The 11,871-nt window shown below is 65.8% G+C and carries 16 protein-coding genes and 1 pseudogene; 4 read left to right on the top strand and 13 right to left on the bottom strand.

Translation table 11 applies throughout. From position 1 onward, the window contains the following. The first annotated feature begins 111 nt into the window (after positions 1 to 111). Positions 112 to 510, top strand: coding sequence for a thioredoxin (gene trxA, locus ABZ154_RS12630; protein WP_128851453.1), 399 nt, complete (start codon positions 112 to 114; stop codon positions 508 to 510). Positions 511 to 645: 135 nt separating this feature from the next. Here the strand turns inward: trxA and ABZ154_RS12625 are convergent, their stop codons facing one another. Beyond that, a complete protein-coding gene (locus ABZ154_RS12625; protein WP_356831739.1) occupies positions 646 to 912 on the bottom strand; it encodes a hypothetical protein in 267 nt (88 codons plus the stop codon). A gap of 55 nt (positions 913 to 967) precedes the next feature. Then, positions 968 to 1,990 (bottom strand): LacI family DNA-binding transcriptional regulator, encoded by a 1,023-nt coding sequence (locus tag ABZ154_RS12620; protein ID WP_356831737.1) that lies wholly within the window; start codon positions 1,988 to 1,990, stop codon positions 968 to 970. A gap of 193 nt (positions 1,991 to 2,183) precedes the next feature. Between ABZ154_RS12620 and ABZ154_RS12615 the strand changes: the two genes are divergently transcribed. After that, on the top strand, positions 2,184 to 2,699 hold the full coding sequence (locus ABZ154_RS12615) for a hypothetical protein (RefSeq protein ID WP_356831780.1): 516 nt from the start codon (positions 2,184 to 2,186) through the stop codon (positions 2,697 to 2,699). Positions 2,700 to 2,918: 219 nt separating this feature from the next. Then, a pseudogene (locus tag ABZ154_RS12610) lies at positions 2,919 to 3,116 on the top strand (type II toxin-antitoxin system PemK/MazF family toxin); the annotation flags it as partial. 102 nt (positions 3,117 to 3,218) lie between these two features. On the opposite strand, the gene ABZ154_RS12605 reads toward ABZ154_RS12610, so the two are convergent. After that, positions 3,219 to 3,464 carry a GntR family transcriptional regulator gene (locus tag ABZ154_RS12605; protein WP_356831735.1) on the bottom strand — a complete coding sequence of 82 codons (246 nt, stop codon included), beginning with the start codon at positions 3,462 to 3,464 and terminating at the stop codon, positions 3,219 to 3,221. A gap of 162 nt (positions 3,465 to 3,626) precedes the next feature. On the opposite strand from ABZ154_RS12605, the gene ABZ154_RS12600 reads away from it, so the two are divergent. Beyond that, on the top strand, positions 3,627 to 3,953 hold the full coding sequence (locus tag ABZ154_RS12600; protein ID WP_356831733.1) for a hypothetical protein: 327 nt from the start codon (positions 3,627 to 3,629) through the stop codon (positions 3,951 to 3,953). Between the two features lie 105 nt (positions 3,954 to 4,058). Here ABZ154_RS12600 and ABZ154_RS12595 read toward each other — a convergent pair whose 3' ends face one another. The 10 genes from ABZ154_RS12595 to ABZ154_RS12550 form a co-directional block, all read right to left on the bottom strand. Continuing rightward, complete coding sequence (locus tag ABZ154_RS12595; RefSeq protein WP_356831731.1) at positions 4,059 to 5,273, bottom strand: tyrosine-type recombinase/integrase; 1,215 nt, start codon at positions 5,271 to 5,273, stop codon at positions 4,059 to 4,061. A gap of 153 nt (positions 5,274 to 5,426) precedes the next feature. After that, the gene (locus ABZ154_RS12590) at positions 5,427 to 5,747 is read right to left on the bottom strand and encodes a hypothetical protein (RefSeq protein ID WP_356831729.1); all 321 of its coding nucleotides are present in this window, start codon (positions 5,745 to 5,747) and stop codon (positions 5,427 to 5,429) included. Positions 5,748 to 6,152: 405 nt separating this feature from the next. Further along, a complete protein-coding gene (locus ABZ154_RS12585; protein WP_356831727.1) occupies positions 6,153 to 6,584 on the bottom strand; it encodes a hypothetical protein in 432 nt (143 codons plus the stop codon). A gap of 46 nt (positions 6,585 to 6,630) precedes the next feature. Further along, positions 6,631 to 6,957, bottom strand: coding sequence for a hypothetical protein (locus tag ABZ154_RS12580; RefSeq protein ID WP_356831725.1), 327 nt, complete (start codon positions 6,955 to 6,957; stop codon positions 6,631 to 6,633). Between the two features lie 226 nt (positions 6,958 to 7,183). Next, complete coding sequence (locus tag ABZ154_RS12575; protein WP_356831723.1) at positions 7,184 to 9,316, bottom strand: AAA family ATPase; 2,133 nt, start codon at positions 9,314 to 9,316, stop codon at positions 7,184 to 7,186. Between the two features lie 77 nt (positions 9,317 to 9,393). Then, complete coding sequence (locus ABZ154_RS12570) at positions 9,394 to 9,606, bottom strand: hypothetical protein (protein ID WP_356831721.1); 213 nt, start codon at positions 9,604 to 9,606, stop codon at positions 9,394 to 9,396. Positions 9,607 to 9,948: 342 nt separating this feature from the next. Then, on the bottom strand, positions 9,949 to 10,362 hold the full coding sequence (locus ABZ154_RS12565; protein ID WP_356831719.1) for a hypothetical protein: 414 nt from the start codon (positions 10,360 to 10,362) through the stop codon (positions 9,949 to 9,951). A gap of 63 nt (positions 10,363 to 10,425) precedes the next feature. Further along, complete coding sequence (locus ABZ154_RS12560; protein ID WP_356831717.1) at positions 10,426 to 10,890, bottom strand: hypothetical protein; 465 nt, start codon at positions 10,888 to 10,890, stop codon at positions 10,426 to 10,428. Further along, positions 10,890 to 11,117 (bottom strand): hypothetical protein, encoded by a 228-nt coding sequence (locus ABZ154_RS12555; RefSeq protein ID WP_356831715.1) that lies wholly within the window; start codon positions 11,115 to 11,117, stop codon positions 10,890 to 10,892. Before ABZ154_RS12555 ends, ABZ154_RS12560 begins: the two co-directional genes overlap by 1 nt. Continuing rightward, a complete protein-coding gene (locus ABZ154_RS12550; RefSeq protein WP_356831713.1) occupies positions 11,117 to 11,395 on the bottom strand; it encodes a hypothetical protein in 279 nt (92 codons plus the stop codon). The genes ABZ154_RS12555 and ABZ154_RS12550 overlap by 1 nt, the downstream gene beginning before the upstream one ends. Positions 11,396 to 11,871: the final 476 nt, after the last annotated feature.

The raw sequence follows: 11,871 nt of genomic DNA, 5'->3' as shown, positions 1-11,871 counted from the left end.
AGTGTCGTCGGGAGTGTGCGTACCGGCCACATGGGCAGGCGGAATAGCGCAAGTGCCGTCACCGTTGTGCCGGGACAGGTCCGAACGGGCACAGGAAGAGGTATCTCACGTATGAGCACCGTAGAGCTCACCAAGGAAAACTTCGATCAGGTCGTCAGTGACAACGGCTTCGTGCTGATCGACTTCTGGGCTTCCTGGTGCGGCCCCTGCCGACAGTTCGCGCCGGTCTACGACTCGGCGTCCGAGCGCCACCCCGACCTGGTCTTCGCGAAGGTCGACACGGAGGCGCAGCAGGAGCTGGCGGCCGCTTTCGAGATCCGGTCCATCCCGACGCTGATGATCGTCCGGGACAACGTCGCGGTCTTCTCGCAGCCCGGCGCCCTGCCCGAGGCGGCTCTGGAGGACGTCATCGGCCAGGCCCGGAACCTCGACATGGACGAGGTCCACAAGTCCGTCGAGGAGCAGAAGCGGGCGGCGGAGGCCGGGCAGGGACAGCCGGAGCCCCAGTAACCGCCGTACCGGCGCACGGCGCGGGCCGAGAGGTCCTGATCCGGCACCGTTGACGTGGAAGCGTGGAAGCGGTGTTGTGCGGTCGGGGCCTTCAGCCATGCCCGGACTCTTCATCCGCGTTCGCCCGCGGTCCGTTCAGGGCGTACGGCGGTCCCCCTGGGCGACCTGCACCGACATGCCCGGGTCCAGTTCCTCGCCGTCGACCAGCACCGCCTCCACCGTGCGGGTCTCCGGGTCGATGTCCGCCTCCATGCCCTGGCCGGTGTACCGGGGGTAGCCCGACGCCCCCGTCTCGCCGGTGGCGGCCACCACCGCCGAGCGGATCGCCCGTCCTGTGGCTCCGGTCCGCGTCCTGCTGTGGTCGGGGATCAGGAGGAGCTCGTAACTCTGCGGATGACTCATGGCCCCGACGCTAGACATCGACCGTACCGCGCGCATGTCGTCGCGCCGGGGGCGGTCAGCTGGACTCGCGGTGCACGGCGCTGGTGCGCAGCAGGTCGTGGTGGACGGGTGCGGTGCCCGGGTGGTGGACGAGGCGGTCGATCGTCTCGGCCAGCGGGTCCGGCATGGCGAGCTCCATCCGGACGGTGGAGAGGCGGGGCCGCAGCAGTCTGCCGAGCAGCAGGTCGTCCGCTCCGACGACCGCCGTGTCGCCGGGTATCGCGACGCCCGCGTCCTGGAGGGCCCGCATCAGCAGCATGGCGTACTCGTCGTTGTACGCGAACACCGCGTCCAGTCCCAGCTCCGGCCAGCGGTCCGCCAGCTCCGCCGCGGACTGCTCCTCGTAGTGCAGCGGGAGGGGGCGGACATGTGCTCCGGCCGGTTCCGCCGTCTGCCGGGCCCCGGCGAGGCGGGGTTCGGAGAACGGGGTGAGACCCGCCTCCCGGGGCATCACCACCCCGATGCGGCGACGGCCGCGCGCCAGCAGGTGTCCGACCGCGCTGGCTCCGACCTGGCGCTGGTCCATGACCAGCCCGTGCGCGCCCACCACCGGCTCCGGGCCCAGGGTGATCACCGCCTTGGCGCCGGAGCGGGTGAGGACGTCCGTGCCGTGCGGGGTGAGCGTGATGCCCGGCGGTACGACGACGGCGACGGGCCGCAGTTCGGCCCAGGCCCGGACCGCCTCGTCGTCGGCCAGACCGGAGCTGCCGTACTGGACGACGGTGTAGTCCAGTCGGCGCAGTCCGGCCTGGAGCTCCTGGAAGAAGCGCTGATGGAGCGGGCCCGCCGGTATATGGCCGGAGGGCAGCAGGACCAGGCGGCTGTGTCCGGCGCGCAGGCTGCGGGCGGCCGCGTGCGGGACGTAACCGAGTTGCGTGGCCGCCTCCCTGACCCGGTGCCGGGTGGGTTCGCTGATCCGGACGGTGGCGTTGTTGTTCAGTACGTACGACACGGTGGCCCGGGAGACTCCGGCGAGGCGCGCGACGTCGGCGCTGGTCGGTACGGAGACTTCGGTGGGCTGCTTGGGTAACTGGCTCATGGCGTGCGGCAGTCTTCCAGATCCCCCGGGCCGGGCCGCGCCCCGGGGGCGCCCCGGGGGCGCCTCGCCGCGGCCACGCTCCGCCATTCCGGCGAATTGTGGGCGCCAGGCGATCCGTTCCTCTCCGAAGGCCGGTTACGTGTGCGGCGCACACGCGCCCAAGTACACGACGGACAAAGGCGTGAGGCAGGCGATGACTGACATGGATCGCAGGAGCATTCTGCAGCTGACCTCGGCGGCGACCATCGTCGGCGGGCTGGTCGTAGGGGCGGGCGGGGCCGCCCACGCGGCGCGCAAGGCCGCTGGCCAGATCGTCTTGACGGGGAGGCGCACGGGTTCGAACATTCCGGACGTACTCACGGCTGGCGTCCCCTACTTCGTGCGGTACGACCTGTCGGACGCGCAGGGCCGCGGCGTGGGCACCGAGAACGCGCACTGCCTGCCCGTCACCGTGGGGTTGGACGGATCGTTCGTCATCGCGACTCTGGTCCTGAGCCTGGACAACGGCATGATCACGGCTGCCACCGCCTTCCAGCGGCCGCTTCCTGCGGTGACCGAGCCACCGGTCAACGCCCGGCAGTGGTCCCACTCCTTCGCGATCACCGGAGGCACCGAAGCCTATGTCGGCGCCGCAGGCTCGATCACCATCGAGCATCCCGCGCGCGACGAAGACGTACTCACCATCGACCTGACCGACCCTTCGTCATAAGCGGACCGGACCGGGGTGCGCATCGACTCGTGCTTCGACCCGTACCCCGAGCGGCCGCGCCAGCCGTTCGAGGGACACACCGCGAAGGTCCCCTTCCGTGAGTCCGGGGCCGAGCTGGGCTTCAGGGATCCGCGGCGCGTGCGTACCGCCGACGAACCCGACCCTCCGTTCCGCGGACCCGCTCCCGGGGCGGGGCCGTGCAGGTCCTACGGTGTTGCGATGACGTTCCACCACAGCGCACAGCGCACCGACAGCCCGCCCGTCCAGCCCGGCAGCACCGGTCCGGCTTCCACCGTTCAGGCCGATCCGTACGAGGCGGGGCCGGTCCGCACCTCGTACGCCCCCGACCGCGACGGCGACCCCGATCCGGGCGAGATCGTCTGGACCTGGGTGCCGTTCGAGGAGAACGAGCGTCGGCTTTGCGTATGACCACGTAGAAGGCTGATTCGGGCCGGAGAACGGGGAACATCCCGGCGGGATCCCGGCCGACCCCACCGAAATGAGGCGTCCAGAGTGGCTTTACACGACGAACGTGCCCTTGCCCCGAACGGTGTGCACCAGGCCGCGTTCCCTCAGCTCACGCACCGCCCGTGCGACAGTCATGCGAGCCACACCGTAGGCCTCCGTCATGTCCAGCTCGCCGGGGATTCTGTCCCCGCTCCGGAGCTCTCCAGCCGAGATCCGCCGCGCGATGTCGTCCGCGAGCGCCATGTACAAGAGTGCAGGCCCCCGCCTGTCAAGGTTGCGGATCTCGTTCTCGCTCATGGCCGCACTGTAAGCACCCTCTGACCTGCAAGGACACTTATAGTGCCCTACACATGTCTATAGGGCACTACACTCCCCAGCAGGCATCCCGCACCACTCAAAACCCCCGCAACCGACGCAACCGGTCCGGGGGCATGGCCCAGCTCACCGAAGGAGCTCGACATGTCAGAGCCTATCCACTCCACACCCCGTCAGCCGGTGCGAATGTGCGCGACCTGTGAGGTCATCACGGACCAACCCGTCCTCATCCGGTCCATTGAGCAGGGGTCCGGTCCCGGCTGGTCGCTGTACGCCTGCGCCGACTGCGCGCCGACCTACCTGACGACCGCAGAGGCGTTCCAGCTACTCATGGACCACGTGGGTGTCTGCCGGATCTGCATGGAGACCGACCAGCCCACCGAGGCCTGCACCACAGCCCGCACGCTCATCCGCGTGCACAGGAGTTGCTATCGGAACGACGCACAGGGCCCGGTGAGCCCGAAGGCATAAACGGATGCAGCCCCTCAGCTTGGTTGGAGCTGAGGGGCTGCCATCGCCGTATCAGACCGTAAGGGCCCGGGGCTGGGCGAGTGGGCCCCGGGCCCTCCCCACGCGTCATCTCACCGCCGCGCCCCCGAAGATCGGCGACACGGCCGACGCCTGACCGAGGGCCTGCCCGGGACCGGCGACGAACGCCCCTACCTGAGCCATGACGGATGTGTAGTCAGTGACGAACAGGTGGGTGTACACAGCTTCCGTGACCGAGATGGACGAATGCCCCATCCACTGAGACACGAGCCGCACGTCCACCCGAGCCGCCGCCATGATGGACGCGTAGGTGTGGCGCAGGTCGTGCCATCGGAGCTTGTCAGGGATGCCTTCCGTGCGCTTCCTCGCCGGGCGGAAGTGGTTCTTGCACATGGTCCCGATGTCGAACTGGCGCGACCAGTCCACCGCTCCACCCTTGCCCGTGTTGCGGGAGCCGGGCCACAGAGGCGCGTCCGGATTGGCCTTGTCTGGGTGAGCGGCCAGCCATGCGCTCAGCTCCCCAACGAGCGTTGGGGTGAGCGGAACGTCCCGCGCCGACTTCTTGGACTTGGGGGTCGTGTAGACGAACCCCTGCCCCTTGCGGCGATGCATGGCCCGACGAACCTCGACGGTCTGCCGGAACACGTTCACATCCCGGATGCGCAGGGCAGCCAGCTCGCCAGCTCGCAGCCCGGTGTAGGCAGCCATGCGGACGATGAGTCCATAGTGCGGCGTCTTCTTCGCCAGCTCCTGCGCCAGCAGCTCAACTTGAGCAGGAGCCAGGAAGACGCGCGGCTCCACAACCCCGTCCGCACCCGCAGTGTCCGTGGGGAGTTCGACACCGAAGCACGGGTTAGTTGCGATCCACTCGTGGCGAAGCGCGTACTTACACAGCTTGGACAGCAGGTTGAAGATGTTCCGGACGGTACCCGGCTTGAGGGTCTTGGACAGAACGCCTACCCACTTCTCTACGTCGTGCGGGCGGATGCTCGTGATGCGGCGCTGGCCGAACACCTTGGACACATGGCGGTCGTAGTTGGTCCGGTACCCGCCGAGGGTGCGCGGCTTGAGGCGGCCTTCACTGGCGACCATGCACGCCTCGAACACCTCCCCCACGGTGCGCCGCTCCACGTGCAGGGCCGTGTTCTTGCCCGCCGCTAGTTCGTCCTCGATCCGATTGGCGAATCGTTCCGCCTTCCGGTCGTCCTTGAAGGTCTTCTGCCGTTTTCGGCCGTGGTCTCGCCACTGCACCTCATGAGCGACGCCGCCGTTTGCTCGCGGCACCTGTCGGATGTGCGCCATGGCCCTCTCTCAATGCATGGAGCCCTGCCCTCCGATGAGAGGACAAGGGCGGCCAGGGCTGCGAGCGATAGGCTTCACGCCGTGCCCTGGCTGTGGCTGGTTGGGGATGAGCAGTGCAGGAGGCCGGGATGGCTAGATCCCGGCCTCCGCCCGTTACTTCTTGGCTGCACCCTTGCTGCCGGCGGAGTCCGTCTCCAGCTCGGCCTGGAGCTTCTTCAACTGCGCCTCCAACTTCGCCCGCTTGGCGACCTTCGCGGCCTCAGCCTTCTTCAGCGCGGCATCCTTGCGGGCCTGGAGATCCTTCTGGTTCGTCTCGCTCTTCTGGAAGTCCATGCGCATGGAGCAGGCGAGCTGAACCGTCTTCAGGTCCACATCCACGCCGGTCTCCTCCTTGAGCCAGGCAGCGAACGCCTTGTGCAGCTCCGTGGGCTCGGACTTGGCGCGGTCTGCAAGGGGCTTCTTGTTGGTGGCCATCGGGCTCTCCCTGGTTGGTGTCGAACTGGAGTTCGAGACGAAGTTAACGCCAACCTCCATGGTTTCGGGCAAGATTGGCGAAATCCGACAGAACCGGCAGATCGGGCACCAGGCCGGGAGAGCCCGCACGGCGAGAGAACGGCGACCGGGTGGGGCCCGGCTACCCCTCGGGCTCGTTCGCAGCCCCTGGCTCAGGCGTAGGCCCGTCTGGGAGGCCGGGCGGGGCGAGGGCGGCCCACGCTTCCCAGACGGCAGCCTCTTCGACGGTGACGAGCCCTGGATTCACATCGGACAGGGCTATCCCCACTGCATCCCAGAACACCCGCCACGCCTCCGGGGAGTGAGCGAGGTCCAGGATGACCATCGCCGCCTGCATGGCGTAGGGATGCGGGTTCGGGTTGGCGCTCACTCGAACATCCCCTCTCGGTCTACAGCGCGCTCGTGCTCGGAGTCGTCCACGTCTTCCTCCTCGGGGAAGTCCGCCTCGAAGACGACGTCCTCGACGACCGCCTCCCACTTCTTGGTCTCCAACAGAACCGTGTCCCGCGCCTTCAACCCGGCCCGGTCCAACAGGTCCTTGATGACGCCAAGGCGGACCGCAGCGGGGACAGCCTTGTCGTGAAGCATCTCGACCAACTTCGCCGCCGCAGGGTCCGCCGCCTCTGCAATCCGCTGCGCAGCCTTGTTCCGGACCTGCGGTGCGCCTCCACCGTGCTTGCGGCAGACGGTCCCGCCGCGCATGGGCCAGTTCCCGCAAGGCTGGCTGTTGGTGCGTCGTGCTGAACAACGCCCCTCGCGGATTCCATCAGTCTCGTGTTCCATCGGTTCGCTCGTCATGTTCATTCCTTTCCGTCCACTGCAACAACCGCGAATATGCAGAGACCTAGCGCACGCCATCCCGATTCGGAGCATCCTTGATCTCTCCACGCAATTCACGTAGATACCGCTGCCCGCATCGCTCGTGCACGATGCCGCGAGCGTGCATACTGATCGGCCGACCGTTCGAGTTGTAGTGCTCCCCGTCGTCGTAACTGATTCGACCGTTACCGTAGGGAACCAACTTGCACGGAAGCCGGACGGCCCTGCTGTGATTCTTGGATATGTACTTACTGCACATCGGGCATATCCCGCTGAGCTCGGGACGGAACACCTCCTGCCGCAGCCGCTTCTGAAGTAGATCGCTCTGTGGATTGAACTTGATCTTCGGCATCTTCACAGACTCCTTGTTGATGAACGGACCGAGCAGGGGCAGACGGTCCGCTTGAACTGCCCCGGCTCTTCGGTTGACACCCTCGGCTCGGCAGTTCAAGAATCCCCAGGTGAGCCGGGGTAAGGCAGTGAGAGTGTGTGTGCCCCTAAGAGGACGGGGCACATCACCCGCTCAATCTGCCTGCGATCTTGGGGCAGGTACAGGCAGATCAGGGCAGATCAGAATTTCAACCCTGATCTTCGGTGTGGATCTTGATCTTCTCTCCGTCATATCCGGGACCCGGAAAGTGGAGCTTTGAGTTGCCTTTGCCGGGCTTCTGGATTACATATCCGTTGGAGATGGCGTAGCTGAGTGCCGTGCCCTTCTTGTCATTCGCCAGAGGTCCAAGGACTGCCTTGATTTCTGCCGTCTGTATTCCCTCCCCCGTTTTGCGGAACCAGTCACCCGCCGCTGCCGCCATTCGCTCCGCATGCTTGGCCATCATTCGATCCCACTTGGATCGACTATCGACCTTGCCCTCATTCGCGGATCGCGAAAGGATCCCCTTCTCAGCGTCGAACTCCACAGAGAAAGTCGGTACGTCCACATCTCGACCGTGCGCGTACATCCATCGCAGCTCAGGGGCCTCAGGATCTTTGGTGTACATCCACTGCACATCGCGCCAGCCATCAAGGCGAGTGGCACCCCGAACGTGCTCTTGCCCTTCTTCGGCTTCACCTCGGCCGGTATGGGCGACAAGGAAGACATCCTCAACACCAGCGCGGCGCTTGATGATGTCGAGGGCCTTCGTCCATTCTCGGACATCGTTGTTATCGTTCTCTACTCCATCAAACGCGGCACCCCAAGGGTCAACAATCCATATCTTGATGTTGTGCTGCTTAAGCCAATTCACCGCCCAATCGGCAGCTACGGGGGACGTTATCGGCATGGCGTATCCCCGGAGCCCCAGGTGCACAAGGCGCTCGGGGTTCTGCACGTCCATTCGCCGAACCCATCGGCGAGCTGTGCGGCTGTCGAGCTCGAAGTTCCACCAGGCCACTTGCCCACCCTCGGGGATGCTCGTTTTGTACTCACCCAAAAAGGGAGTGGAGTCGGCGAACGCTCGCATCAGGTTCAGGGCGAGAGTGGTCTTACCGGTCTTGTACTTCGCCACGACCAGAGTGTTGAAGCCCGTAACGTGTAGCCCCTCAACCGTCCACTGAATAGGGCCGTCCTCAATCAACAGCTCTTCAGCCATCGTTCCGAATGTCGGCGGCGGCTCCCAGCCTTCAGACGCGAGGCGCACCTTGACGGCGGTCCGGACCTTCTCGCGATGCAGGGCATCTTCGACATCCCGATCGAAACGGCTTTTGGCGGTCGCCTCCTTGTCGTCGGGGAGCTGTCCAACGGCCCACGCGAGCGCGGCTCGAAACTCGCTGCCGGCGTTCCGGCTGCGCTCGCCAGCAACGGAGGCGGTGAACACGTCCTGTATCGCTTGTGTGGCCTCTTCGGCGGAACAGCGTCCCTCCTGAGCCTCACGCATGGCCCAGCAGAGCACGTCGCGCATTGCACCATGGCGAGAAAGGCCGTCCGCTACCAGGCTGCGGAATTTGGACACGAAGCCTTTGGCTGCGCCCGTAACGCTGGACTGTGTGGCGCTGGCGAGAAATTCGGCAACCTTCTCCCGAGACGCCGCCTCCCCACGAGAGAATTCGTCCAGTTCGGCATCGCTCGGTAGCTCTGTCCCGAGTTCGATGGCAAGATCGCGCGGATTCCATCCCTCCATATCGCCCAGGTGCTCGATGGTGACGGGGCGGGGCGGGTCCGTCTTGCGGTTGAGCGTGCCCGGCACGCGGAGAACTGCGGCCGTGTCGAACTTGGTGTCGCCATTCAGACGGCCCATCAACTGGATATTCAGGAAGCGGATGATGCGAGGGTCGGTGGCTTCCTCCAGCCACACATAGACGTGGTACTTCGGCCGCCCGTCCGGGGTGATGCTGCCCGACCGCACCAAGGTGGCCCCGAGATTCAGCGCCCGCTCGCGCTGCTCGTCGGTGAGCCCGTGGTCACAGTCGGCGTAGATGGCGCGGCCCGGCTGTGCAATGGACTGGGCTCGAACGATGCGGTTCGGGTTCAGATCCTCGTCGTCCTCATCCGCCTGCGGAACAGGCGTGAAGTAGACGTCGTTGGACTGGGCCGCCTCCTGTATCTCGTCGCCCAGCACCCCAGCGGCGAAGTATTGCTCTTGCCTCCATTCGCCGGAAGACGCCAGCCCGATGGCGACGACATCGTTTCCCTGGAACATCCGAGACCAGAACTTGTCTGCGTCCCCCACCATGGTGCCGACGGGGGAGGCGTCGGACGCGGTAGCCTTATCCATGTGTTTTCCTTTCTGTGAGCGTTGGGGCGCTCTCATGTACCGAAGAGGGTCCGGGGTTGGCTGACACCGGGCCCTCTTCACTTTTCGGTCTGAAGCATCCGAACGAGATGGGCGCGGGCTTCCGGGGTGAGGCTGTCCCGGTCGTTCACGATGGCGTTCTCGATTCGGATTGCGGCCATCTCGGCAACAGCCGCTTCGGCTCGTTCCGGATCGCCCCACCGTGAGCCAACTCCCTTGTCGGAACGCGCCTTGGACATCCGTGCCTGGAGTTCCTTCGTTGCGAGAGCCATTCGTCAATTCCCTTTCTGGACTTTCGGGATCAGCACCGGTTATGCCGTTCCCGATGGCATAAGTAAACCTCGGCCGGGCCTCAAACGGGGAAACGAGTTTTTTATCTTTTTTCTTGAAGAAAGTTCAAGAAAGTTGAGAAACCTCGGAGACAGATGCAAGCCGGTAGGCTTCTCTTGCTCCCCAGCCTTGGTCGAACGGGGAGTGAATGGAGAGGCCCCGAATTCGTCGCAGCGTTCGGGGCCTCTCTTGCGTTCGAGGCCGAATCGGCAGGAGCCCCGTAGACGTGAGCAGCCCCGCCGGACGGACGCGGGGACCGGGCGGGGCTGCTCGTGAGCGACGGCTCAGGCGGAGACCCGGCACGAGGGCTTCTCGGGCCAGGGGGCGTGCGGGTCTCGGACGGACGGCCACGGAGCGCCGTATCCCACCGACATCTGCACCCCATAGCCGGGCCGTCTGGCGATGTCCCAGAGCAGCCCCCAGCCGACCACCGCGTCCACCTCAGTCCGGCGCGGGTCGCTGGTCGGCAGGACCCAGCGCTGGAGGTACCGCGCCGCCTCGTTGCCACAGAGGCCGTCCGCTCCGCTGTGCAGGCATCGCCGCTCCAGGTAATCCCGAAGGGCCATCGCCGGGTCGAACAGAGCCGAGCTCCGCAGCCGGTTGCTCGTGGATGGGCTGCGGAGCCGAACCACGACGGTGGCCGCCTCCAGCATGGGCAATCGGATGCCGGGGTCTCGGACGTAGGCTTCGTCTCGCATGTCTGTACCTCTCTGCCGAGAACGGGCCCGACTCCTCATCGGGCCCGTTCGTGCGTGTGGAGCTCAGATGCCGTAGGAGCGGAGCAGCGGCGGGAACTTCTGCTGCACGTAGGACAGATGGGCGACGGGGTCCGTCAGGACTTCCACGTGGCCCGCGTAGGCGTCGATGAAGGTAGACGCGATGGCGAACCGCTTGCCGGCCTCCGCCTGAAGCAGAGAGAAGCGCTCGTACGCCTCCACTGCGGACGCGGCCGGGTTATCGCGCAGCTCGCGGAGGATGCCGTCGATCTCCTGCTCGATGGAGGCCATGTCGTCCGCCACCCCCGCCGCCTTCACGACGAACGCCTCGGCCTGGGTGACGAGAGCCTTCTCGTGCTCCCGGACGTGTTCGCGGATGGGCGTCTCCACGTTGCGCCTGGCGTTGCGCTTGTCGCGGTCGGACAGGTTGGGCGTGGTGTCGAGAGCTTCCTCCAGAACTGCCAGAGCGTCGGCAGCCGTGCGAGCCGGGGAACTTGTCTTGATGGTCATTAGCGTCCCTTCACCATGGAGAGCAGGTCGTTGATTGCGCCGGGCTGCTTCTTGATGGAGGCCAGAGCGGCAGCCGTCTTCTGGTCGGCCTGGTACCGCTCGGCGATCTGCGTCTCTGCCTGAGCGAGAAGCCTGCGGAGCGCATCGGCCCTCTTGTTGGCTCGCTCCATCGACGTGTCGAGCTTCTTGTGCGCGGCCTGATTGCCTGCGCTGCGGGGGTAGTCCATTAGTCCTCTTCCTTCGGGGCGGAGTTGTCCGGGCTCTGCTGCCACGCACGGCTTCTGGTGCGGAACTCTGCGTTCTTGCGCTCGGTCTCCTCGTAGGCCCGCAGCTCCTGTTCGTGGTCTGCCTTCTCCAGGCGAGCCCGGTCCTGCGGTGAGAGCCGGGCGCGTGCCCGTTGCTTGGCCGTCGCTTCCTGTTCCTGCCGGAGCTGGGAGACCGTCGCCATGTGGCGCTGCAACGCCGCCTTGTTGGGGTCGATGAAGTGGCCCCGATATGCAGTCACTCGGCATTCCTCCTTGTCTGTGTGGTCACCGTGTTCTCGTGCGGGGTGTTCAGCAGCCCGAGACTGGACAAGTAGGCGTCCAGGGCTTCGCGGACTATGTACGCCTCGCTGACACCCGTACTCCGTGCGAGGTATCGCACCTGTTCTGCAACCTCGGGTCGCAGTCGCCCACGGAACTCTTCGGTGTAGCCGAGCCTTGGCAGCCCTCGGGGCATTGCAAGATTCCCTTCCGCGTGGCGTTGCTGTACGGGGAAATACTCGCTCGGAAATTCAACGCACGGGCATAGCAATGCAACTGGGTGGCATTCCTGGACTGCATTCGCGCGGGTAGCCCGCCGCCGCACGGCTCAGGTACGCGTGAGTTATAGGCGTCACAAGGGCGTGGCGTCGCACGAGCGAGGGCGGGGGCCCGGACGCGAGACTCAGCCGGGCACGAGAGAGGTGAAGTACACATGGACCCTCTAAGAGCTCGTAAC

The sequence above is a fragment of the Streptomyces sp. NPDC006261 genome, from assembly GCF_040613515.1.
Lineage (GTDB): Bacteria > Actinomycetota > Actinomycetes > Streptomycetales > Streptomycetaceae > Streptomyces.
This window is presented reverse-complemented; position numbering and strand designations above follow the sequence as displayed.